Below are 22,186 nucleotides of genomic sequence, written 5' to 3'. Positions count from 1 at the left end.
ACGGGGCTTCCTCGGAGCCCGCAGTCCCCTGACCGGGCTCAGAGGCCCAGCAGACGCTCCAGGACGACGGCGATGCCGTCCTCCTCGTTCGAGGCCGTGACCTCGTCCGCGACCGCCTTCAGCTCCTCGTGGGCGTTGGCCATCGCCACACCGTGCGCGGCCCAGCCGAACATGGCGATGTCGTTGGGCATGTCGCCGAAGGCGATCGTGTCCGCCGCCTTCGCACCCAGCCGGCGGGCCGCCAGGGACAGGCCCGTCGCCTTGCTCAGTCCGAGCGGCAGGATCTCGACGATCCCGGGACCGGCCACGACGATGTCCACCAGGCTGCCGACCGTCGCGCGGGCGACCCGGGTCAGCTCGTCGTCCGACAGGGTCGGGTGCTGGATGTAGACCTTGTTCAGAGGCGCGGACCACAGGTCGGCCGGGTCCTCGAACGCGCGGACCGGCAGCGGACCCTCCTGGACCCGGTATCCGGGCCCCACCAGGACCTCCCCGTCCAGCCCGTCGCGGCTCGCGGCCAGCGCGAGCGGGCCCACCTCGGCCTCGACCTTCGACAGCGCGAGGCCGGCCAGCTGCCGGTCGAGCGTCACCGACGTCAGCAGCCGGCGCTCGCCGGCGTGGTAGACCTGCGCGCCCTGGCCGCACACCGCGAGGCCCTCGTAGCCGAGGTCGTCGAGGATGTGCCGCGTCCAGGGCACCGCCCGGCCGGTCACGACGATGTGCGCGGCCCCCGCCGCCGTCACGGCGGCGAGGGCGGCACGCGTGCGGTCCGAGACGGACTCGTCGGAACGCAGCAGCGTGCCGTCGAGGTCCGTCGCGACGAGCCGGTAGGGGAAGGCGCTCACTTGGAGATCGGCTCCAGGACCTCGCGGCCGCCGAGGTACGGGCGGAGTACCTCCGGCACCCGCACCGACCCGTCGGCCAGCTGGTGGTTCTCCAGGATCGCCACGATCGTGCGGGGCACCGCGCAGAGCGTCCCGTTCAGCGTGGCGAGCGGCTGCACGACCTTCTTGCCGTCGCGGTCGTCGCGCATGCGGACGGAGAGCCGGCGGGCCTGGAAGCCGTCGCAGTTGGACGCCGAGGTCAGCTCGCGGTACTTGCCCTGGGTCGGGATCCACGCCTCGCAGTCGAACTTGCGCGAGGCGGAGGAGCCCAGGTCGCCGGTGGCCACGTCGATGACCTGGAAGGGCAGTTCAAGGCTGGTCAGCCACTGCTTCTCCCACTCCAGGAGCCGCTTGTGCTCGTTCTCGGCGTCGTCCGGCGCGACGTACGAGAACATCTCGACCTTGTCGAACTGGTGCACCCGGAAGATGCCCCGGGTGTCCTTGCCGTACGTGCCCGCCTCGCGGCGGAAGCACGGCGAGAAGCCCGCGTAGCGCAGCGGCAGCTTGTCCGCGTCGATGATCTCGTCCATGTGGTAGGCCGCGAGGGGCACCTCGGACGTACCGACGAGGTAGTAGTCGTCCTTCTCCAGGTGGTACACGTTCTCCGCGGCCTGGCCGAGGAAGCCGGTGCCCTCCATGGCGCGCGGGCGGACCAGCGCCGGCGTCAGCATCGGGATGAATCCGGCCTCGGTGGCCTGCGCGATCGCCGCGTTGACGAGGGCCAGCTCCAGCAGGGCGCCCACGCCGGTGAGGTAGTAGAAGCGCGAGCCGGAGACCTTGGCGCCCCGCTCGACGTCGATGGCGCCGAGCGCCTCGCCGAGCTCCAGGTGGTCCTTGGGCTCGAATCCCTCGGCCGCGAAGTCGCGGACGGTGCCGTGCGTCTCCAGGACGACGAAGTCCTCCTCGCCGCCGACCGGGACGTCCGTGTGGACGATGTTCCCGAGCTGGAGCAGGAGGTTACGGGCCGTCTCGTCGGCCTCGTTCTGCTCGGCCTCGGCGGCCTTGACGTCGGTCTTGAGCTGCTCGGCCTTCTGCAGGAGCTCGGCGCGCTCCTCCGGGGTGGCCTTGGGGATCAGCTTGCCGAGCGCCTTCTGCTCGGAACGGAGCTCGTCGAAGCGGACGCCGGACGACCTGCGCCGCTCGTCGGCTGAGAGCAGGGCGTCGACGAGCGCGACGTCCTCTCCACGGGCACGCTGGGAGGCGCGAACACGGTCGGGGTCCTCACGGAGCAGGCGAAGGTCAATCACCCCACCAGGCTACCGGTGCGGGCTCGTGGCACCCCACTCGATATAGCCTTGCGTGTCGCTTTGACCGAATTGCCGGGATTGGGAAACGCTCTCCCTATTCGTCAATAAACGGTCCATGGCCCCCCGAAAAGGGGCGGATCGCCGTGCGCCGCTTGACCGAACCCGCCTGCGGATCAAGCGACTTCTCCACAGGGGTACGGGGTCCGGGACTGTTATCCACAGGCTGTGCGGAACTTCTGTGGATTGTGGAGGTGATCGTTCCGAATCGGGCAAGTGCGGGCAAGAATTCCTTGGTCAACCCCGCCCTGCACACTCATTCGGGTGGGAATTCCTCGCCCTAAAGAGTTGATCAACGGAATTGGGGTGACACGGGCCGAGCTGGTGGTCTGTGGATGGATGTGGAGTGGCTAGGGCGATTTGTCGACCATGTCGCCGGGTCGTGTCGACTTGTCCCCAGGTCGAGAAGCGTGCCTGTGGATAACTTCTGTGGGTAACCGAAAAGTATGCAGGTAGGACTAGTGATCCGTACCTGTGGACGACCGCCCCCATGCCGGGGGCGGCCGGGGCACTCTGAGGTCAGGCCCGCCCGTCCTGGGCTCGCGCCAGCCAATCGGAGGCAGCCATGAATTCCGTGTCCGACGTCCCGTTCCGCAGCGGCCGCACGTCCTCCACCGCGACCCCCGCCCGGGGGTACGAGCCGAGGAAGCGCACCTTCGGGCAGATCCGCTTCAGGCCCATGAGGGCCTCGCCGACCCGGCGGTCGGAGATATGACCTTCGGCGTCGACGGCGAAGCAGTAGTTGCCGATGCCCGCGCCGGTCGGGCGGGACTGGATGAGCATGAGGTTGACGCCGCGGACGGCGAACTCCTGCAGCAGTTCGAGGAGCGCGCCGGGCTGGTCCTCGCCCAGCCAGAGCACGACGGAGGTCTTGTCCGCCCCGGTGGGTGCGGCCGGGCGGGCGGGCCGGCCGACGAGGACGAAGCGGGTCTCGGCGTTCTCCGCGTCGTGGATCTCGGTGACCAGGGCCTCCAGGCCGTAGGTCGCGGCGGCGAACTCACCGGCGAAGGCGGCGTCGAAGCGGCCCTCCTGCACCAGACGGGCGCCGTCCGCGTTGGACGCGGCCGACTCCCAGACGGCGTCGGGCAGATGGGCGCGCAGCCAGTTCCGCACCTGGGGCTGTGCCACCGGGTGACCGGTCACGGTCTTGATCTCGGACAGCGCGGTGCCGGGCCGTACGAGCAGGGCGAACGCGATCGGGAGGACCACTTCGCGGTAGATCATCAGGGGCTCGCCGGAGGCCAGCTCGTCCAGGGTCGCGGTGACGCCGCCCTCGACGGAGTTCTCGATCGGCACGAGCGCGGCGGCGGCCTCACCGTTGCGCACGGCGTCCAGCGCGGCCGGGACGGAGACCATCGGGACGAGCTCTCGGGTCGCGGCCTCGGGCAGCGTACGCAACGCGGCCTCCGTGAATGTGCCTTCGGGACCGAGATACGTATACCGGGTGGCTGACATACCGGTCACCCTAATGGGCCCCGGCCGCCGGGAGCCGCCCCGTCGGGTGGGCGAGACGCCCACCGGCCGCCCCGAGCCGGGCGGCGCCGGGCGGTACCGTCCGCCCGGCTCCGTACGGGTCCGGCCGCCGGGTCACGCCTCCAGCAGGCGCTGGCCCACGTACTCGCCCTCGGCCGGTCCGCCCGGGACGGCGAAGAGGCCACTGGCCTCGTGCCGGATGAAGACGGACAGGGCGTCGCCCCGGTCGAGCTTCCGCTGCACCGGGACGAAGCCCCGGAGGGGGTCCGCCTGCCAGCAGACGAAGAGCAGTCCCGCGTCGGGAGTCCCGTCCGGCCCGATGCCGTCGTGGAAGGAGAACGGACGCCGCAGCATGGCCGCCCCGCCGTTCTGTTCGGGGGCGGAGATCCGGGAGTGGGCGTTGTCGGGGATGACCGGCCTCCCGTCCGGGCCGGTCCTGTCGAGATCGAGTTCGCTGGTCTCGGTGCCGCCCGTCAGCGGCGCGCCGTCCGACTTCCGGCGGCCGATGACCTTCTCCTGCTTGTCGAGCGGCAGCTTCTCCCAGTCGTCGAGCAGCATCCGGATGCGGCGGACGACCGCGTAGGAGCCGCCGGTCATCCAGTCCTGCCCGCCCGGGGCACCGGCGGGGACGAAGATCCGCCGGTCGAAGTCGGCGTCGGTGGGCTTGGGGTTGCCGGTGCCGTCCACCTGCCCCATCAGATTGCGGGCCGTCATCGGCTGGGCCGTCGCACCGGCCGAGCGGTTGAAGCCGTTCATCTGCCAGCGCACGGTGGCGGCGGCTCCGGCGTCCTTCTGCAGGGCGCGCAGCGCGTGGAAGGCGACGAGGGCGTCGTCGGCTCCGATCTGCACCCAGAGGTCGCCTTCCGAGCGCTTGGGGTCCAGGGCGTCGGCGGAGAAGGCGGGCAGCGGATCGAGTTGTGCGGGGCGCCGGGCGGCCAGTCCGGTGCGGTCGAAGAAGGTGCGGCCGAAGCCGAAGGTGACCGTGAGGGAGGAGGGTCCGGCGTCCAGGGCGATGCCGGTGTCGTCGGTCGAGGGCTTGCCTGCCATCAGCGCCTGCGCTGTGGCGGACCAGCGGCGCAGCAGTGCGGCGGCTTCCTTGCGGCCGGCTCCGGGGGCGAGGTCGAAGGCGACGAGGTGGCCTCGGGACTGGAGCGGAGTGGTGATCCCCGCTTGATGTTTCCCGTGAAACATCATCTGGGTGGCACCGACCGTCGTCAGCGCCTTGGCGTCGGAGGAGCCGGCGCCGGAGTCGGCGACGGCCCCGTAGACGCCGGCGCCGCCGGCCGCGCCGAGTGCGAGACCGGCCGCGCCTGCCGCTCCCACGGTGCCGAGGAGTCGGCGCCGGGACAGCTCGACCTGGTCCTCGGCGCGGTGGTCAGTCTGGTCAGTCACGAGCGTCAGCCGATCTTCACGGTCTTGTCGATGGTGGTCTGGTCGATGTCGGAGGTGCGGACCGTCACCTGGATCAGCCATTCGCCGGCCATGGGGATCTGGACGCCGGTGGCACTCCAGTGTCCGGTCTGGATCCGGTCGGGCAGGACGGGCAGCGGGCCGAGGTTCTTCTCCTTCAAGGTGAAGGCGACCTTGATCTCGGGAACGTCCAGGAGCCGGCCGTTGGGCCGTTCCACGAAGATGTGGAGGTCGTTGGCTCCGGTGCGGCCCGGGTCGAGGCTCAGGCGCACGGTTCCGTTGCCGTCGACGCCGCCGGTGTCGAAGGGCAGGCGGATGTCGACCGGGCGGTCGGGTACGGCGGCGGAGCCGGAGGTGGACTGCGCCCGCCCGGCCTCCTCCTCGGTGCGGCCGGGTTCGGTGGAGGTCAGCACGGTCGTCACGGCGAGGAGCACGACGGCGATGGCGGCCTCGGTGAGTACCGAGCGGCGGAGTCCGGCGCGTTCGGGGTCGGCGTCCCGGTCGCGCTTGCGGGTCGCCGTGGCGACGGCGGTGCGCTGACGGGCGAGCTGGGCGGCCCGCTCGGGGCCGACGGTCGTCGAGGGTTCGTCCGAGGCCTCCGTCGGTTCGGCGCTTGGCGCGGCTTCGGTGTCTCCGGCTCCGGCTCCGGTGTCGCCGTCAGCGCCGTCAGCGCCGTCAGCGCCGTCAGCCCCGTCAGTGCCGTCCGCCCCGTCTGTGTCGCCATTGCCGTCAGCGTCGCCGGTGCCAGTCCCGGTGCCGAGCGCGGGCTTCGCCGTAGCCGGCGCGGGTGCGCCCCGCTCGCCCGCCTCGTCCTCGTCGCCCGCCCCGTCACCCGTCTCGTCCGAGTCCGGCTCGGCGGTGGCGTCGGCGGTGGCGTCCGCGGTGGCGTCCGCCGGGTCGTGTGGCGTCGGGTCGCCGAGGCGCTGGGTCCAGCGGCGCGAGATCCAGGCGATGCCCACGAGCACGGCGACCAGGCCGATCTTGACCAGCAGCAACTGCCCGTAGGCGGTGCCGGTCAGGGCCGACCACGAGCCGACCTGGCGCCAGGACTGGTAGATCCCGGTGGCCGTCAGGACGATCACGGACCCGAAGGCGAGCCTGGAGAAGCGCTCGACCGCGGCGCGCTCGATGCGGGGGGCCCGGTACAGGGCGACGAGCAGGGTCGTGAGGCCGCCGAGCCAGGTGGCGACGGCCAGCAGGTGGAGGATGTCGACGGGCATCGCGACGGCGGGCTGGAGGCCGGTCGAGGCGTGCTCGGCGAGTGCCCACGTGCCCGCGATGCCGGCCGCGACGACGGAGCCGCCGATGGCGAGTCCGAAGGTGAGGTCCTTCTTCTCCTTCTCGTCCGTCCGCTTGGTGTAGGCGCCGAACAGCACGGCCACGAAGAGCGCCGCGGCGCCGAGCAGCATCAGCCGTGAGATCAGCGCGGCGCCGGTCTTGGTCTCCAGGACGGCCTTGAGGCCGCCCAGGTCGAAGACGTCGGCGAGCTCGCCGGAGCCGGTGTAGGGGCTGCGCAGGAGCAGCATGGCGAGGGTGGCCGCGGTGAGGGTCAGCCAGCCGCGGACGACGAGTCGCTGCACGGGCCGGACGGCCGCGCCGCGCGGCCAGCAGGCGATGACGAAGGCGCCGCCGCCGACGAGGAGGGTGAAGCCGGCGTAGGAGAGGTAGCGCGCGATGCCGTAGAGGACGCCGACGGGTCCGCCGCCCGCGGTCTGGTCGGGCAGGGCGACGGTGGTGGTGGAGGGGGCCCCGATGGAGAAGGTGAAGGCGCCGGCGATGGGGTGGCTGTCGGCGGAGACGGTGTGCCAGGCGACGGTGTAGGTGCCCTCGGGGAGCCCGGAGCGGAGGCCGACGCCGTACTTGACGATGGATCCGCTGCACAGGTCGCGGATCTCGCCGGTGTCTATCCGCTTGCTCGAGGGATCGAGGACCCGGATCGAGTCGGCGCTCATGGCGACCTGCTCGGAGAAGGTGAGGGTGACGTCCTTGGGGGCGGTGGCGACCACCGCCCCGTCCTGCGGGTTGCTGCCGGTGAGTGCCGCGTGCGCGGACGCGGGGGCGGCGCCGGCGAGCAGGGTGCCCAGGAGCGCCGCTGTCACGAGCAGCAGGCGGACCAGGGCGGTTCCCAGGCGCGGGGCGGTGGCTGTCATCTGTGTGTCAGTCCCTCAAGGAGCTCAGTGCTGCTTCGGGTTGTGGTTCGGTGCCTCGACGGGCAGGTCGACCTTGATCGGGGCCGACTTCTCGAAGTGGAGCTCGATGCTCACCTTCTCGCCCTGCTTCGGCTGCTGCTTGAGCTTCATGAACATGATGTGGTTGCCGCCGCGTTCGAGGTTCAGCTCGCCCTTGGCGGGGATGTCGAAGGACTTCACCTCCTGCATCTTCTGGTTCCTGGTCTCGTGGATCGTCACGTCGTCCGAGATCGGGCTGGTGACGGACGTGAGCTTGTCGGCGGTCCCGCCGTCGTTGGTGATCGTCAGGAAGCCGCCGGCCATGTCCATCACGGGCTGGGGCATGAACGCCCCGCTGACCTCGAGTTCGGGCGTGCCCGGGCCGCCGGAGTCGTCGGATCCGCCGTTCGAGCACGCCGTCAGTGCCAGGGCCGCGGTGAGTGCCACGGCGGAGGACAGGACGGTGGTGCGGGTGGTGCGGCGGATCACGGGTTCTCCCCCTTGATGAGCTTGGGCAGGTCCTTGGCGTAGTCGTCGACGGTGGTGTCCTCGCCGTACAGGACGTAGCCCTGGTCGGTGGTGGGCGAGAAGGCGATCACCTGGGCGCCGTGCATGGAGACGACGGAGCCGTTCTCCTTCTTCGGCGGGTCGATGCCGATGCCGATCTGGCGCGCGCCGGCCTGGATGGCAGCGAAGTCGCCGGTGAGCCCGGTGAAGGAGGGGTCGCCGGCGGCCGGCAGCCACTTGGCCAGTTCGGCCGAGGTGTCGCGCTCGGGGTCCGTGGTGACGAAGACGACCTGCAGCTTGTCCTGGTCGGCCTTGGGGAGCTGCTTCCTGGCGATGGCGATGTTGCTCATCGTGAGGGGGCAGACGTCGGGGCAGTGGGTGTAGCCGAAGTAGATCAGGGTCGGCTTGCCCTTGGTCTGCTCGCGCAGGTCGTACTTCCGGCCCTTGGTGTCGGTGAGGACGAGGTCGGGCTTGGTGAACGGGCGGTCGAGGACGGTGGCGGCCTTGGTGGAGTCGCTGCCGCCGGAGATCTCGGTGACGGGCGCGTCGCCGCGCGAGCCGGCCGCCTTGTCGTCGTTCGCGTTCGTGCCGACCGCGATCGTCACGGTGAGGGCCGCGACGATCGCGACCGCGGCGGCGATCAGGGGGGCACGCCTGCTCGGCCGGGTCTGCTCGTCGTTCTTCTGGACGGACATGTGTTCTCTTTCGGGTGTGGTTCCGGCCGTCAGGCGCTGCGGCGGCGTCCGGCCAGCACGCCGAACGCGACGCCGGCGACGCCGACGAGGATGCCGACGACGCCCAGCACGCGGGCTGGGGTGTCGGTGGAGTCGGCGGCCTCGGCGTGGGCGGCGGAGCCCTTGTCGTGGTGTCCGGCCTTGTCGTCGGCCTTGTCGTCGGCCTTGTCGTCCGCGGCGGCGCCGCCGCCGTGGTGGTCACCCGTCGCGGCGGACAGCTTCAGGACGGGGGCGGGGTTCTGCGGCTCGGCCGCGCCCTCCTTGGACTCCTCGATCCAGCGGACGACCTCGTTGTTGTCGTAGGTCTGGACGGCCTTGAGGACGAGCTGGTCGGTGTCCTCGGGCAGCTGGCCGAGGGAGAGCGGGAACTGCTGGAACTGGCCGGGGCCGATCTTCGCGCCGTCGGAGGTCCAGGTGACCTTGGTGACGGCCTGGGTGATCTTCTTGCCGTGCAGCTCCAGCGGCTTGGCGAGCGTCGACTTGGTGACCACGGGCTTCCAGCCGGGGACGGGCTGCGGCATGACGGAGGCGAGCGGGTGGTCGGCCGGGAAGTTGACCTCGACCTTCACGGTGGAGGCGTTGTCGCGCTCGTTGGGGACCTTCACGTTGACGGTGGCGTAGCCGCCCTTCGCGGCCTCGCCCTGCGGCTGCACGCTGACGTGCGCGAAGGCGGTGCCGGAGAGCAGCACGACGGAGGAGAGGGAGAGGCCACCGGCGACGGCGATACGGGAAACGTTCATGGCAGAAGACACTCCGGCTCTGGAGAGGGATGGGAGGGTCCGGCACGCCGACCGACAGCGCACGGCCGCGGCGCGCGGCCCGGTGCGGGCGGCCGCGGTGCGGCGTCGGGTGCGGGCCCCGGTGGGGCCGTGGAGGCCCGTGGCGCCGTGCCCGCGGCCGTTTTGTGGCCGTGGGTGGGCGTCGCGGGATTTCCGTAGGGGTCGGTGGGTGCGGACGTCCGCGGACGCGCTCGCTGCGAGCGGTCCGCGTCAGGCTGCGAGGACGCAGGCGGCCGGGGGGCCGCGCCGGATCACCGAGTGCTGGAGTGCCCGCGCCGCGGTGGGCGGCGGGGTGTCGGGGAACGGGTGGCCGGGCCGGTGGGGTCCGGCGGCCGGTGTCGCCGGGAGGCCGGCGAGCAGGGCCCGTACGAAGGCGAGCGCGGCGCGCAGGGACCGGACGAGGGCGCCTTCGGCGAGACCGGTGGCGCCGTCCGCCGAGAGCCGGACGAGCCGGCTCAGCGCGAGGTCGCCGCGGCGCAGCAGCCAGCCGGTGGCGAGCGCCGCCAGCAGGTGGCCGAGGAACATGGGCAGGCTCGGCAGCAGTTCGGTGCCGGGCCCGGCGGTGGCCGCCAGGTGGCTGCCGTGGGCGCCGTGCGCATGGCTCCGGCCGGCGGCGTGGGCCGGGTCGAGGCCGGCGTCGGTGAGGATGCGGGTCGCGTCGGCGGGGCTGAGCGAGGTGGCACCGGCGCCGCAGACGAGCTTGGCGGCCATCCGGATCAGCGCGTCGTTCGCCTCGGGGCCCAGGCCGCCGCGCCCTCCGGCCGTCGCGAGGGTGGTCTGGCCGAGTCCGAAGAGGGCGTGCAGCAGGAGCTGCCCGCCCGTCAGGGCCCCGGCGATGGCGGGCAGCGAGCGCTGCCGTCCCGCGAAGAGGAAGGTGAGGGCGAAGACGCCCAGGAAACCGGCCACGAACGTCCACAGCGCGATGCCCGCGCAGGCGGCGAGGGCGTGTCCCAGCGCGGACAGCACGACGCAGACCGCGGTGAACACCGCGGCCCTCAGCAGCCGTGGAGCGAGCGCGGGGGCAGACATGGCGGGCCCATCATCGCACCAGGGCCGACGCGCCCGTACGGCAGGTCCGGAAGATCACCAATGGGTGCGTTCGGGTGGGACATACACCGCTCGTCGCGCGAGTGCATCCGCCGAACGAGGGCTCTTGACCTTTCGGGGTGCTTACGGAGGGTCTCCGGCGGCAATACGTATCGGTATGTCGAGCCGCAGCCAGGAGGCTGGAGCATGAGCATCTGGTGGTCACTCCACTTGCGGCGCGAGGCTGCGAGCGTTCCGCTCGCCAGGCGACTGCTTCTCGGCACGATGGAGACCGCGGGGGTGGATCCCGACGTCTCCTTCGAGCTGTCGGTGGCCCTGACGGAGGCGTGTGCCAACGCCGTCGAGCACGGCGGCGACCTCGGTACCGGGGAGGCTTCGGAGGCGTACCGCGTCACCGCGTTCCTGGACGGGGAGACCTGCCGGATCGAGGTGGCCGACTCCGGTCCCGGTTTCCCGGCGGGCCGTCCGGCCGCGATCCGGCGGGCGGCGGCGCCGTCGGACGCCGAGAACGGCCGCGGGCTGAGGCTGATCGAGGAGCTCGCCGATCACGTGCACTTCGGCAACCGGTCGAGCCGCGGCGGAGCCGTCGTCAGCTTCGACAAGATCGTCAAGTGGCGGTCGGACGCGCCCCTCGCGCTGACCTGACGTTCCGGACGGAAGCCGCCGCGGGCGTGGTTCCTGCCCGGGCCCGGCCTGAGGGCCGCCGTACGGGCAGGGCCCCCGCCGACGGTGTCGACGGGAGCCCTGTGGTGTCCCGGGTGGGTCAGCCCTTCAGGCCGGCCATCCACGCCTCGACCTCGTCGGCCTGGCGGGGCAGCGAGTCCGAGAGGTTCCGGTTGCCGTCCTCGGTGACGAGGATGTCGTCCTCGATCCGGACGCCGATGCCGCGGTACTCCTCGGGCACGGTGAGGTCGTCGGCCTGGAAGTACAGGCCGGGCTCGACGGTCAGGCACATGCCCGGCTCGAGCGTGGTGTCCACGTACGCCTCGGTGCGCGCGGCGGCGCAGTCGTGGACGTCCATGCCGAGCATGTGACCGGTGCCGTGCAGGGTCCAGCGGCGCTGGAGGCCCAGCTCCAGGACGCGCTCGACCGAGCCCTCGAGGAGGCCCCACTCGACGAGCTTCTCGGCGAGCACGCGCTGGGCGGCGTCGTGGAAGTCGCGGTAGGCGGCGCCGGGCTTCACGGCGGCGATGCCCGCCTCCTGCGCCTCGTACACGGCGTCGTAGATCTTGCGCTGCAGCTCGTTGTACCGGCCGTTGATCGGGAGGGTCCGGGTCACGTCGGCGGTGTAGAGCTCGGTGGTCTCGACGCCGGCGTCGAGCAGCAGCAGTTCGCCGGAGCGGACCGCGCCGTCGTTGCGCACCCAGTGCAGGGTGGTGGCGTGCGGGCCGGCGGCGCAGATCGAGCCGTAGCCGATGTCGTTGCCCTCGACGCGGGCGCGCAGGAAGAAGGTGCCCTCGATGTAGCGCTCGCTGGTGGCCTCGGCCTTGTCGAGGACGCGGACGACGTCCTCGAAGCCGCGCGCGGTGGAGTCGCACGCCTTCTGCAGCTCGGCGACCTCGAAGGCGTCCTTGACGAGGCGCGCCTCGGAGAGGAAGACACGCAGTTCCTCGTCGCGCTCGGCGGTGACCTTGTCGGTGAGGGCGGCCTCGATGCCGGCGTCGTGGCCGCGGACGGCGCGGACGGGGCCGGTGGCCTCGGTGAGGGCGGCGGGCAGCTCGCGGACGTCCTTGGCCGGGATGCCCAGCAGCTGCTCGGCCTCGGTCAGGGAGTGGCGGCGGCCGACCCACAGCTCGCCCTGGCCGTCGAGCCAGAACTCGCCGTTCTCGCGGTCGGACCGCGGCAGCAGGTAGAGGGTGGCCTCGTGGCCGCTCGCCCCGGTCGGCTCCAGGACGAGGACGCCGTCGTGGGTCTGGTCGCCGGTGAGGTACGCGTACTCGGTGGACGCGCGGAAGCTGTACTCGGTGTCGTTCGAGCGGGTCTTCAGATTGCCCGCGGGGATCACCAGGCGCTCGCCGGGGAAGCGGGCGGAGAGCGCGGCGCGGCGCTCGGCGGTGTGGCCGGCCTGCGCGATCGGCTCCAGACCGTGGAGCGCGGTGTCCGCCCAGCCGCTCTTCATGTTCTCGGCGAGCTCGTCGGACACGCTCCCGTACAGCCCGTTCTTGCGCTGCTTGATCGGCTCTTCGGTCTCTTCCGGGGTCTCCGGGTTGAGCTCTTCCGCCACGGGTCTCTCCTCTTGGTACGACACTGAACCCCTCCCATCGTACGGTCGTACGGAAGGGGGCCCAGGGGCGTAAGACCTCTTACCGGCGAGTCACCTGCGCGAGGTGCGACGGGATCCTTGATCGTCTGTACGGGCAGTGTGTGGCCCATACACGCAAAGTGGGGTGTCCGGTGGGGGCGGAGGGACCCGCGGGGATCACTCGAAGTGGGCCGCCAGCAGCACGACGTCCTCGGCGTCCGCCGCGTCGCCGGCCTCCGGGCCCTCGGGCAGCAGGGCGCGCAGGACGTGGTCGGCGACGGCTCCCGGACTCCTGCGGGCGGCCTTCGGGACGCCCGCGGCGGCCGCGTGGAGTCGCGCGAAGGCGCGGTCCATGGGGTCGCCGGTGCGGCGTAGCAGGCCCTCCGTGTAGAGCAGCACCGTTTCTCCGGGTGCGGGCGAGAGCTCGACGCTCGGTGCCTCCCAGCAGGCGAGCATGCCGAGCGGCGCCGACAGCGAGGTCTCGACGAACTCGGTGCGGTGGTCGCCGATGATCAGCGGCGGGGTGTGCCCGGCGCCGGCCAGGACGAGCCGGCGTTCCTGCGGCTCGGCGTACGCGAAGAGGGCCGTCGCCGAACGCGCGGGCTCGGTCAGTCGCAGCAGGAGCTCCAGGTCGGACAGGACGGCGACGGGGTCCTCGCCCTCCATCACCGCGTAGGCGCGCAGGGAGGCCCGCAGCCGTCCCATCGCGGCGAGGGCGCTGGGGCCGCTGCCGGAGACGGAGCCGACGGCGAGTCCGAGGGCGCCTTCGGGCAGCGGCAGCGCGTCGTACCAGTCGCCGCCGCCCCGCGGGCCGGTGCGGTGGCGGGCGGCCAGCCGGACGCCGGGGATCCGGGGGAGGCGGCTGGGGAGCAGTTCCTCGGCGACGGTCGCGACACGGACCCGGGCGCGCTCCAGCTCGACGAGGCGGGCGAGGTGCTCGGTGGCGTACCGGCCGTAGAGGCCGACCAGATGGCGCTGGCGTTCGACCGGTTCGGCGGGCTCGTCGTACAGCCAGACGACGGCGCCGAGCTTGCCGGCGGCCTCGGTGGCCAGGGGCAGGGCGTAGCTGGCGGCGTAGCCGAGGCGGGCGGCGACCTCGCGGTGCCGCGGGTCGAGGTCCTCCTCGCCGAGCAGGTCCGGGGCGGCGACCGGGTCGGGGATCGCCACCGGATCGGGCAGCCCGTCGAGGATGCGGCCGTAGGAGGTGGCGCTGCGGGGCACGGTCTCGATGGTGCCCAGTTCGGCGTGGGCGAGTCCGAGGCCGACGGTGCTGGTGGGGCCGAGTCCGTCGGCGGGTTCGAGGACGACCATGCCCCGGCGGGCCCCGACCAGGGTGGCTCCGGCGCGCAGCAGTTCCTGCAGGGCGTCGTCGAGGGAACCGGTCCTGATCAGGCGTTCGGTGAGTTCGTGCAGGGTGGTCAGGTCGGAGACCCAGCCGGCCAGCCGGTCCTGGATCAGGGCGCCGGGTGGGGGCGCGGCCGCGGGTACGCCCGGAAGGGGAGCCGCAGTGTGCGCGGGAGAAGGAACCGTGGAGTCGATTCCGGCCACTTTCGGCAGGTGTGGGGCGCTCATTGCAGTCGGCTTTCCGACGGGTGCGTTTCGCGCAATAGCATCGCAAACCCCCATGTCAATCTGCGCCGCCGTCAATGCATCCACATGTACACGCACAAGAGGAGTGATGTCCAGCATTGTCCGCGCGGGACTTGTGGTGTCCGCGGGGTTCTGCAGGAGGGTTGATCTGCGGGCCAAGTTGGCCGAAAATTGCCCCTGCGGTGCACCTTTTGCGGTCGACTGGCGTCGTTTGAAAGCGCGTTGATTTGAACCTGATGGGTACGTAAACGGTGATGGCCAGGGGCAGTTGAAGCAGCCCCGGAACCTGGCAGGGTGCCTGGGCGTCCTCACCGCCGCAGGCCGCGCCCTTCGAGTGGACGACGAGCCTCAGTCCGGCCCCTCCCGCCCCACCGCACGGGGCGGTGAACCGCCGACCTTGTACGCGCTGATACGCACAGTCAAGAGATCTGCACGTGGTGTGATGTGGATTCGGCGTTCAACGGAAAGGAACGAGCGCTCATGCGCGAGATCCTCGGAAGGCGACGCAGGCTCCGCTTCCGGCGCAAGGAGAGGACCGTCCAGCTCGATGCCGCGCTCACCTGCGCCGTCGAGTGGGACTGGCCCGTACTGCCCGGAGTGGGGCTGAAAGCGACGACCCGCACGTCCTCAGGGGCCGGCTGTGCCTGCCCCGACCCCGAATGCGTGGTGCCGGGAGCGCATCCCTTCGACCCGGGACTGCTGGCGGCGACCACCGACGAACGCATGATCCGCTGGTGGTGGGCCCGGCGGCCGGACGCCCCGGTCGTGCTGGCCACCGGCGGCCGCGCGCCGTGCGCGGTGAGCCTGCCCGCGCTCGCGGGCGCACGCGCCCTGGCCGCCCTCGACGCGATGGACATGCGGCTCGGCCCCGTGGTGGCGACCCCCACCCGGTGGTCCCTGCTCGTCGCCCCGTACGGCCTCGAACGGCTCGGCGAGCTCCTCTACACCAAGGACAGCGTGCCCGGTTCGCTGCGCTTCCACGGCGAGGGCGGCTATCTGCTGCTGCCCTCCACGGCCGCCGACACGGCGCGGGCGCGCTGGGAGCGGGCACCGCTCAAGGGCTCGGCGCGGCCGTGGCTGCCGGACGTCGAGGCCGTGGTGGACGCGCTGGTCGAGGCGAGCACGAGCACCCCCGGCGGCGGCAGCAGGCTCGCCTACTGAGCGACGGCCGCCGGGCGACGGCGCCCCGGACGGAGCCGGGGCGGGCCCGCGCGCGCCGCCAGGCGGGGTGCCGGGCCCCGGGCATCTGGGCCGCCGCTGTCACTCGTACGGGTGCGAGACGGCCCGACTTGTCCCGGAAACGGGCGCGCGCGGCGTCGTGCGCCACCGGGCCGCGGATATCTTCGGCGCACCGTTCACGAGTCGCAGCCGGCCGGGCAGGTGGTGCCATGAATCTCCGCACGATCGGGCTCACGGCCGTCGTGGTGGGCGCAACGCTGCTGCCGCTCGTCGCCTCGGCGGGACCCGCCGGCGGACCGGTACCGGGGCACGGCACCGGCCCGGACTCGCGGGACGACGCGAAGTCGAGGGGTGGACGCGGTCTGCTGCCGGGGCTCGGCCTGGCGGACGGGACGCCCGCCGCCGTGCCCGCCACCCCGCCCGCACCCCCGGAGGCGGCCGCACGGCCGGCCGGGGCCCCGGCGCGGGCGGCGCACTGCGGTCCCGAGCTCACCTCCCCCGACGGCGTCGAGGCCCAGACCTGCGTCCTGGACGAGGGACCCGACACCTGGGCGCGCACGTACTACCGCAACGTCACCGGCCACCGGCTGGACGCCGTCGTCACCCTGATGGGCCCCGCAGGGCGGACCGTGCAGGTGCACTGCTCCGTCAGCGCGCAGGACGAGCCGGGGGTGTGCGAGACACCGCGCGAACGCACCAGGGCCACGGATGCGGCCTATTCGGCGATCGCGGAATTCGCGGGAGCGGGCGGCGATACACCCCTGCTGCTGCGCGCCGGCAGCAACACGGCGGGCGGGAACGGCGGTTGAGCCGGGGCCCGGACCGCCCCGGGGCGACCGTGGGCGCGGGCATGAAAAGGCCCGATCGCTGGCGACGGGGGATGCACCAGCGACCGGGCTTCTAGAACGGTAACAAGAGATCTGCTGTTCGCAAATTCGATCTCGGTTATTCGGACAGTGATTTACCCGGGCGTACGAGGAGTTGTGGCGGAAGTCACCGACTGGTCGGTCTGTCAGTGACCGCCGCCACCCCTGGACGTCAGCTGAGAGTGACCTGACGGTTGGTGAGACCGCCGCGCGCCCGACGCTCCTCCGGCGTCAGCGGAGCGTCGGAGGCCAGCGCCGCGGCCAGCCGCTCGGCGAACTCGGCGGCCGGCTTCTCGCAGTCGTCGGCGTTCATCGAGGTCGGCAGGTCCCAGACGGGGACGACCAGGCCGTGGGCCCGGAAGGAGCCGACGAGACGGGTGTCGTCGCCCAGGGACGAGGTGCCGGCCGCGTGCAGCCGGGCGAGCGCGTCGAGGAGCTTCTCCTCGGCGTGCGGCATGACCCAGCGCAGGTGGTTCTTGTCCGGGGTCTCGCACCAGTAGGCGGCGTCCACACCGGTCAGCTTCACGGTGGGGATCGCGGCGGCGTTGGCGCGCTCCAGCGAGGCGGCGACCTCGGGGTTGGAGTTCTCCGCCGACTCCGGAATCCAGAATTCGAAGCCCTCGTGCACGACCGGCGCGAAAACGCCCTCGGGGTCGAGCAGATCCTGCAGTCGCGGACCCTCGGCCGGGACGCGGCGCGGGGCGACCGGGGTGCCGGGCTCCGCCTCCAGGGCGCGCTGGAGGGTGTCCGCGAGGTCGCGGGCCAGATCGCCGGAAGAGGTGTCGTTCTGCAGGGCGAGCAGGACGGAGCCGTCGTCGCGGCGCAGCGCCGGCCACGCCATGGGGAGCACGGTCGCGAGCGTCACCGAGGGCACGCCCTCGGGCAGCCCGTCCTTCAGGGTGAGCGGGACGGTGGCGGCGGGCACCAGCTCGCGCAGCGCGACCCAGTCGCACTCGCCGGGCAGACCCTCGAAGGGGCGCTGGACCAGCTCGGTCACGGCGTGCGCGGCGGCCCGGCCGTGACACGCCTTGTAGCGGCGGCCCGAACCACAGGGGCACGGCTCGCGCGCACCGACGACCGGGATCTCCCCGTTCGTGACCTGTGCCTTGGCGGCCTTCGACTGGGGGCGCTTCTTGGCCATGGTGTGGCTTTCTCCCGGTAGCGGCGGTGCTGTTGCGCAGTGCTCGGTGCACGGCTCTGTGTCGGGCGAGCCTAGCCGTACGGAGCCGCCGGGGGGCTCAGGCCGCGGCGTTCGCCACGGGTCCGTGCCGGGGGACCCGTGCGGAGGACGTCCGGGTCCGCGCTCCGGCCGTCAGTCCAGCTCGTCGTACGCGTCCAGGTACTCGAGGCCCGACCCGCCGCCGACCCTGGCCGCGAAGTCCTCGCGCCGATGGCCCTCGGTGACGACCACCCAGACGGTGACCTCGCCGGACGCGCTGTCCCGTACACCCCAGTCCTGTGCCAGCGCGCTGATGATGTTCAGCCCACGACCGCCGCGTGCGGTGACCGAGGGCGTCGACGGAACAGGTCGAGTGGGACCACCGCCGTCCGTCACCTCGACGGTCAGGCCGCCCGCTCCGTCCACCCGCCACGCCGCCCGCACGTCCCCGTCGCCCACGTCCGCCCGGCCCAGCGGCCTGCCGTGCCGGCAGGCGTTGCTGAGGAGTTCGGAAAGGATCAGCACCGCGTCGTCGACGACCGATGCGGACACCCCGCTGCGGTGCAACTGCTCCCGCATCCGGTGTCGCGCCTCACCCACGCCCGCCGGGCCATGGGGTACGGCCATGCTCGACGACGTGGGCACCTCCTGTGCCACCACCAACGCCACCCCCGAGACCTCCTTTGCCCCACGCCACGGTGTGAATGCCCCAATGGCCTGGACCGGAAACCGGCCAATCCGCGTCCGCTGACGCACTCGTAACGATCGAGTACGGAACGAACGCGCCGGAGCACTCCCCGTAAGGGACACGAAGGCCTGAGAAGGGTGGTGAAGGTGGGTGAAGAGAGGCGAATCCTTTAAAGGCGTCCCAATTGGGACAGGACCTGCTTGGGGCGGTTGGTGATGATCGCGTCCACGCCGAGCCGCTCGCAGAGCTCGACGTCCTCGGGGTCGTCCACCGTCCAGACGTGCACCTGGTGACCGGCCTTCTGGAGCCGCATGATCACGGTGGGGTGGTGGCGGACGATCCGGATCGACGGTCCGGCGATCCGCGCGCCCGCCGGCAGGCGTCCGTCGCGCAGCCGCGGCGTGACGAACTGCGCCAGCGACACGGTGGGCAGCGTCGGCGCCGCGGCGGCGATCCGGTGCAGGGACCTGGCCGAGAAGCTCATGACGCGGACCGCGGACTCCTCCGGGGAGGACGGCTCGGCGAGACCGAAGCGCCGGAGCAGCTGGAGCAGCCGGTCCTCGACCTGGCCCGCCCAGCGGGTGGGGTGCTTGGTCTCGATGGCCAGCTCGACGCGCCGCCCGGCGTCGGACACCAGCTCCAGGAGGCGCTCCAGGGTCAGGACGGACGTGAGGCCGGGGTCCTTCCAGTCCGGGCTCTCCCCCGCCTCCTCGCGGCCCTTCCAAATGCCGAAGTCGAGGGCGGCGAGATCGGCGAGCTCCAGGGCGGAGACGGCGCCGCGGCCGTTCGAGGTGCGGTTGACGCGCCGGTCGTGGACGCAGACGAGGTGGCCGTCCGCGGTGAGCCGGACATCGCACTCGAGGGCGTCGGCGCCGTCCTCGATGGCCTTCACATAGGCGGCGAGGGTGTGCTCCGGGGCGTCCTCGGAGGCTCCCCGGTGGGCGATCACCTGGACGGGTACGCGATGGGTGTGCTGCCGTGCGTGGGTCACCGCGACATGGTGCCATTGGCGGAGCGGCCGTAACGGATGGGGTCCGTTCTGTCCGGAAATAAGGAATGGGGTGCGGACGCACAGCTCCGGCTTACAGTGGCCTGACGTCCGGTGGGAAAAGCTGTTCGCACGCAGAAGCTGCATCCACCCCGCGCAGTGAACGAGGAGAGAGCTGTGAGTACCGAGAACGAGGGCACGGCGGTTCCGGCGGACCAGAGTGCCCCGTCCGTCCCTCCTGCCCCTCCCGTACCGCCCGCATACTCGGCGGGCGCACCCGAGCCGGCAGCGGTGCCGCAGCCGGAGCCCGGACACTCCCCCCGGTCCGAGCAGGCGACGGCACCGCTGCCCGTGACACCGCCGGCGGAGGCCACGGTCGGCGCGGCGGCGCCCGGTGGTGACGCGGGCGGCTGGCCGCCGCCTCCGCCGTCCGTCCCGGCCTGGGGCGTGCCCGTCCCGCCCGCGGCGCCTGCCCCGCGCAAGCGGGCCGGCGGCGTCGTGGCCGCGGTCCTGGCCGCCGCCCTGGTGGCCGGCGGCGTCGGTGGCGGCATCGGCTACTGGGCCGCCGAGCGCGGCGACGACGGCAACAGCTCGACCACCGTCTCCTCGGGCGAGGCCCCGGCCGCGTTCAAGCGCGACCCCGGCACGGTCGCGGCCGTGGCGCACAACGCGCTGCCGAGCGTCGTCACCATCCAGGCGAAGTCCGGCGGCAGCGAGGGCGAGGGCGGCACGGGCACCGGCTTCGTGTACGACAAGGAAGGCCACATCCTCACCAACAACCACGTGGTGGCCTCCGCCGCGGACGGTGGCACGCTCTCGGCGACCTTCTCCAATGGCAAGACGTACGACGCCGAGGTCGTGGGCCGGGCCGAGGGCTACGACGTGGCCGTCCTGAAGCTGAAGAAGGCCCCCGACGGACTGACCCCGCTGGCGCTCGGCAACTCCGACCGGGTGGCGGTCGGCGACTCGACGATCGCGATCGGCGCGCCCTTCGGCCTGTCGAACACGGTCACCACCGGCATCATCAGCGCCAAGAACCGCCCGGTCGCGTCCGGCGACGGTTCCGGCGGCAAGAACTCCTACATGAGCGCGCTGCAGACCGACGCCTCGATCAACCCGGGCAACTCCGGCGGCCCGCTGCTCGACGCGAGCGGCGCGGTCATCGGCATCAACTCGGCGATCCAGTCGGCCGGGAGCGGCATGGGGCAGACGCAGGCCGGCTCGATCGGCCTCGGTTTCGCGATCCCCGTCAACCAGGCGAAGAACGTCGCCGAGCAGCTGATCAGGACGGGCAAGCCGGTCTACCCGGTGATCGGCGCGACGGTGACCATGGCCGACAAGGGCGAGGGCGCGACGATCGCGGAGGAGGGCGCCGGCGGCACCCCGTCCGTCACCCCGAACGGCCCGGCGGCGAAGGCCGGTCTGAAGGCGGGCGACGTGATCACCGCCTTCGGCGACCACCCGATCGACAGCGGTCCGAGCCTGATCAGCGAGATCTGGACCCACAAGCCGGGCGACGCGGTCCAGCTCACCTACGAGCGCGACGGCAAGACGGCGACGGCCACGGTCACTCTCGGGGAACGCACGGGCGACAACTGACCGGCTAGGCTGTCCCCCGCGCCGCCCCGGACGGGATCCGGCGCGGGGTGGGTTGCCCGAGCGGCCTAAGGGAACGGTCTTGAAAACCGTCGTGGCGCGAGTCACCGTGGGTTCAAATCCCACACCCACCGCAGCAGGTCAGAGCACGTGCTGACCAGAAGGGGTGTCCCGGTCAGGGGCACCCCTTCGTCATCTGGTGCCCGAGGAGCCACGCCGCCTTCCGGACCCTTCCGCCACCCACGTTCGCCAGACGTGATGCGTGTTCGGGACCTCGGGGCGGTCGAGAAGCCGGAGGACGTAGCCGGCGTGGAGTCGTGCCCATGGGTTGTCCGAGGCGGCGGCGTACCGAGCCTGCGGCGAAGATCCTCACCGTCGACTGCTCGTGCGACGCGAACGTACTCGCGGTCCTTGCAGCGGTAGGCCCGCTGGACGACGACCTCGACGAGGTCGATGAGTTTCGCCCTGGTCGTCTGATCATGAGTGGGGCATCAGGGCGCCTCGTTCATGACCGGATCGTCCCACTGCGTCTGCCGCCCCGACCCCGTCGGTCAGCCCGCCGTCAGGCGGGCCGCCGACTGGATCGTGGCGCGGGCCTCGTGTTCCGGGAGGCCCGTGCGGATCGCGGCCGAGGCGAGGGCCTCGGTGAGGGTGTCGCCGAGGCCGTTCTCGTACGCGCGGCAGGCCGCCCAGAACAGGCGGGTGTTGCGCTGGCCCTCCCGGGCCGACAGGACGAAGTGGATCAGGCCCTGGCCCTGGTGGTGCGGGCGGGTCGTGGCGCGGTGCGTGCGGGGTGGCGGCGCGATCAGGCTGAGGAGGGCGCGCGGGCAGGGCGCGGGAGTGAGGTCCGCCGGTCGGTGATGGCCATGGAGCTATTTTCGTACAGACGTTCGAAGAAGGGAAGAGGGAGTAATTCGGCCGGAATCTGACGGAACGCTTCCCCTTGTGCGGCGCCCGGGTCGCCGGTCCGTCGCACGGCCGTCACCGGGCTGACCTGCGACGTTCACGGGCTCGTGGGGGTTTATCGACTTGTCCTCACGCTTGAGGGGGAATCGGCAACTGCGGGGTGGTTCGCCGGGGATTCGGTGGGCAACTCTGGAGTCGCGACGTCGAGCACGAACGACCGAGGCGGTCGGCCAACCGCCCTGGTGAGAGCCGTACTTACGCGCTTCCGGCGCGGTTTCCCTTCCTGGAGGAAGAACACATGGCAAGCATCCGTCCCGCCCGCGTCCTCGCCGCTGTCGCCGCGCTGCCTCTGGCCGCCGCACTCTTCACCGGAGTGGCGCAGGCCGACAACGGCGGGTTCGCGGACAACGGATCGAACACCGGCGTCGCCTCGATCGTCGGCAGCGGCGTGGGGGGTGACAACCACGGGAACTCGACCACCGCGCAACAGGTGGCGACAGGCGCCGGCGCCTCCAATCAGAACAACACCGCGAGCGTGAACGGCTCCGGCCTCACGAACATCGGCCAGTCGAACGCGGTGGTGAACTTCGCCCCATGGTGGCTCTGACGGGTCGCGGGGGGAGTGACGGCCCGAGGGGGCGTCGGAAGGGGTGACGGGTCGCGGGG

The 22,186-nt window shown here is 72.1% G+C and carries 19 protein-coding genes, 1 tRNA gene and 1 pseudogene; 6 read left to right on the top strand and 15 right to left on the bottom strand.

All coding sequences use genetic code 11. The annotated features are described in order from the left end of the window. Positions 1–38: 38 nt before the first annotated feature. From EAO71_RS18555 to EAO71_RS18515, 9 genes are all read right to left on the bottom strand, one after another. Positions 39–845 carry an HAD family hydrolase gene (locus EAO71_RS18555; protein ID WP_147978730.1) on the bottom strand — a complete coding sequence of 269 codons (807 nt, stop codon included), beginning with the start codon at positions 843–845 and terminating at the stop codon, positions 39–41. Continuing rightward, entirely contained in the window at positions 842–2,131 is a 1,290-nt protein-coding gene (gene serS / locus EAO71_RS18550) for a serine--tRNA ligase (protein ID WP_147978729.1), read from the bottom strand. Before serS ends, EAO71_RS18555 begins: the two co-directional genes overlap by 4 nt. A 576-nt stretch (positions 2,132–2,707) precedes the next feature. Further along, a complete protein-coding gene (gene pheA, locus EAO71_RS18545) occupies positions 2,708–3,643 on the bottom strand; it encodes a prephenate dehydratase (protein ID WP_147978728.1) in 936 nt (311 codons plus the stop codon). 132 nt (positions 3,644–3,775) lie between these two features. Beyond that, the gene (gene efeB, locus EAO71_RS18540; RefSeq protein WP_261992178.1) at positions 3,776–5,053 is read right to left on the bottom strand and encodes an iron uptake transporter deferrochelatase/peroxidase subunit; all 1,278 of its coding nucleotides are present in this window, start codon (positions 5,051–5,053) and stop codon (positions 3,776–3,778) included. A gap of 5 nt (positions 5,054–5,058) precedes the next feature. Next, complete coding sequence (locus EAO71_RS18535) at positions 5,059–7,221, bottom strand: copper resistance CopC/CopD family protein (RefSeq protein WP_147978726.1); 2,163 nt, start codon at positions 7,219–7,221, stop codon at positions 5,059–5,061. A gap of 24 nt (positions 7,222–7,245) precedes the next feature. After that, complete coding sequence (locus EAO71_RS18530) at positions 7,246–7,728, bottom strand: copper chaperone PCu(A)C (RefSeq protein ID WP_147978725.1); 483 nt, start codon at positions 7,726–7,728, stop codon at positions 7,246–7,248. Next, positions 7,725–8,441: an SCO family protein gene (locus EAO71_RS18525; RefSeq protein ID WP_147978724.1), complete on the bottom strand. Its 717-nt coding sequence runs from the start codon at positions 8,439–8,441 to the stop codon at positions 7,725–7,727. The genes EAO71_RS18530 and EAO71_RS18525 overlap by 4 nt, the downstream gene beginning before the upstream one ends. A 29-nt stretch (positions 8,442–8,470) precedes the next feature. Further along, positions 8,471–9,220, bottom strand: coding sequence for a YcnI family copper-binding membrane protein (locus tag EAO71_RS18520; RefSeq protein ID WP_147978723.1), 750 nt, complete (start codon positions 9,218–9,220; stop codon positions 8,471–8,473). Between the two features lie 249 nt (positions 9,221–9,469). Further along, on the bottom strand, positions 9,470–10,288 hold the full coding sequence (locus EAO71_RS18515) for a hypothetical protein (protein WP_147978722.1): 819 nt from the start codon (positions 10,286–10,288) through the stop codon (positions 9,470–9,472). A 204-nt stretch (positions 10,289–10,492) separates the two neighbouring features. Here EAO71_RS18515 and EAO71_RS18510 point away from each other — a divergent pair, with 204 nt between their 5' ends. Further along, positions 10,493–10,951, top strand: a complete 459-nt coding sequence (locus EAO71_RS18510) for an ATP-binding protein (protein WP_147978721.1) — start codon at positions 10,493–10,495, stop codon at positions 10,949–10,951. A 118-nt stretch (positions 10,952–11,069) separates the two neighbouring features. Here the strand turns inward: EAO71_RS18510 and EAO71_RS18505 are convergent, their stop codons facing one another. Both EAO71_RS18505 and EAO71_RS18500 read right to left on the bottom strand, forming a co-directional pair. Beyond that, a complete protein-coding gene (locus EAO71_RS18505; RefSeq protein ID WP_147978720.1) occupies positions 11,070–12,530 on the bottom strand; it encodes an aminopeptidase P family protein in 1,461 nt (486 codons plus the stop codon). A gap of 195 nt (positions 12,531–12,725) precedes the next feature. After that, a complete protein-coding gene (locus tag EAO71_RS18500; protein WP_147978719.1) occupies positions 12,726–14,237 on the bottom strand; it encodes a PP2C family protein-serine/threonine phosphatase in 1,512 nt (503 codons plus the stop codon). A gap of 381 nt (positions 14,238–14,618) precedes the next feature. Between EAO71_RS18500 and EAO71_RS18495 the strand changes: the two genes are divergently transcribed. Together EAO71_RS18495 and EAO71_RS18490 are read left to right on the top strand one after the other, a co-directional pair. Next, on the top strand, positions 14,619–15,299 hold the full coding sequence (locus EAO71_RS18495; protein ID WP_147978718.1) for a bifunctional DNA primase/polymerase: 681 nt from the start codon (positions 14,619–14,621) through the stop codon (positions 15,297–15,299). A 227-nt stretch (positions 15,300–15,526) separates the two neighbouring features. Further along, a complete protein-coding gene (locus EAO71_RS18490; RefSeq protein ID WP_147978717.1) occupies positions 15,527–16,126 on the top strand; it encodes a hypothetical protein in 600 nt (199 codons plus the stop codon). 229 nt (positions 16,127–16,355) lie between these two features. Here EAO71_RS18490 and EAO71_RS18485 read toward each other — a convergent pair whose 3' ends face one another. The 3 genes from EAO71_RS18485 to EAO71_RS18475 form a co-directional block, all read right to left on the bottom strand. After that, a complete protein-coding gene (locus EAO71_RS18485; RefSeq protein ID WP_147978716.1) occupies positions 16,356–17,324 on the bottom strand; it encodes a DUF5926 family protein in 969 nt (322 codons plus the stop codon). Between the two features lie 171 nt (positions 17,325–17,495). Continuing rightward, complete coding sequence (locus EAO71_RS18480; RefSeq protein WP_147978715.1) at positions 17,496–18,098, bottom strand: ATP-binding protein; 603 nt, start codon at positions 18,096–18,098, stop codon at positions 17,496–17,498. A gap of 101 nt (positions 18,099–18,199) precedes the next feature. Then, entirely contained in the window at positions 18,200–19,021 is an 822-nt protein-coding gene (locus tag EAO71_RS18475; protein ID WP_147978714.1) for a glycerophosphodiester phosphodiesterase, read from the bottom strand. Positions 19,022–19,195: 174 nt separating this feature from the next. Here EAO71_RS18475 and EAO71_RS18470 point away from each other — a divergent pair, with 174 nt between their 5' ends. Next, complete coding sequence (locus tag EAO71_RS18470; protein WP_147978713.1) at positions 19,196–20,617, top strand: S1C family serine protease; 1,422 nt, start codon at positions 19,196–19,198, stop codon at positions 20,615–20,617. 46 nt (positions 20,618–20,663) lie between these two features. Then, positions 20,664–20,748, top strand: a tRNA-Ser gene (locus tag EAO71_RS18465). A 417-nt stretch (positions 20,749–21,165) separates the two neighbouring features. Here EAO71_RS18465 and EAO71_RS38905 read toward each other — a convergent pair. Continuing rightward, positions 21,166–21,483, bottom strand: a pseudogene (locus EAO71_RS38905) (primase alpha helix C-terminal domain-containing protein); the annotation flags it as partial. A 335-nt stretch (positions 21,484–21,818) separates the two neighbouring features. On the opposite strand from EAO71_RS38905, the gene EAO71_RS18450 reads away from it, so the two are divergent. Next, positions 21,819–22,127 (top strand): hypothetical protein, encoded by a 309-nt coding sequence (locus EAO71_RS18450; RefSeq protein WP_147978712.1) that lies wholly within the window; start codon positions 21,819–21,821, stop codon positions 22,125–22,127. Positions 22,128–22,186: the final 59 nt, after the last annotated feature.

Source organism: Streptomyces sp. MS191, from assembly GCF_008042125.1.
Taxonomy (GTDB): Bacteria; Actinomycetota; Actinomycetes; order Streptomycetales; family Streptomycetaceae; genus Streptomyces.
The sequence above is the reverse complement of the archived record's forward strand: the minus strand, read 5'-3'. Positions and strand labels throughout refer to the sequence as shown.

Bases quoted from the DNA above. Each gene is read 5' to 3' on its own strand.
- EAO71_RS18495 (WP_147978718.1), top strand. From the start codon at position 14,619: ATGCGCGAGATCCTCGGAAGGCGACGCAGGCTCCGCTTCCGGCGCAAG.
- EAO71_RS18520 (WP_147978723.1), bottom strand. From the start codon at position 9,220: ATGAACGTTTCCCGTATCGCCGTCGCCGGTGGCCTCTCCCTCTCCTCC.
- EAO71_RS18525 (WP_147978724.1), bottom strand. From the start codon at position 8,441: ATGTCCGTCCAGAAGAACGACGAGCAGACCCGGCCGAGCAGGCGTGCC.
- EAO71_RS18515 (WP_147978722.1), bottom strand. From the start codon at position 10,288: ATGTCTGCCCCCGCGCTCGCTCCACGGCTGCTGAGGGCCGCGGTGTTC.
- EAO71_RS18450 (WP_147978712.1), top strand. From the start codon at position 21,819: ATGGCAAGCATCCGTCCCGCCCGCGTCCTCGCCGCTGTCGCCGCGCTG.
- pheA (WP_147978728.1), bottom strand. From the start codon at position 3,643: ATGTCAGCCACCCGGTATACGTATCTCGGTCCCGAAGGCACATTCACG.
- EAO71_RS18535 (WP_147978726.1), bottom strand. From the start codon at position 7,221: ATGACAGCCACCGCCCCGCGCCTGGGAACCGCCCTGGTCCGCCTGCTG.
- EAO71_RS18500 (WP_147978719.1), bottom strand. From the start codon at position 14,237: ATGCTGGACATCACTCCTCTTGTGCGTGTACATGTGGATGCATTGACG.
- EAO71_RS18490 (WP_147978717.1), top strand. From the start codon at position 15,527: ATGAATCTCCGCACGATCGGGCTCACGGCCGTCGTGGTGGGCGCAACG.
- EAO71_RS18510 (WP_147978721.1), top strand. From the start codon at position 10,493: ATGAGCATCTGGTGGTCACTCCACTTGCGGCGCGAGGCTGCGAGCGTT.
- EAO71_RS18485 (WP_147978716.1), bottom strand. From the start codon at position 17,324: ATGGCCAAGAAGCGCCCCCAGTCGAAGGCCGCCAAGGCACAGGTCACG.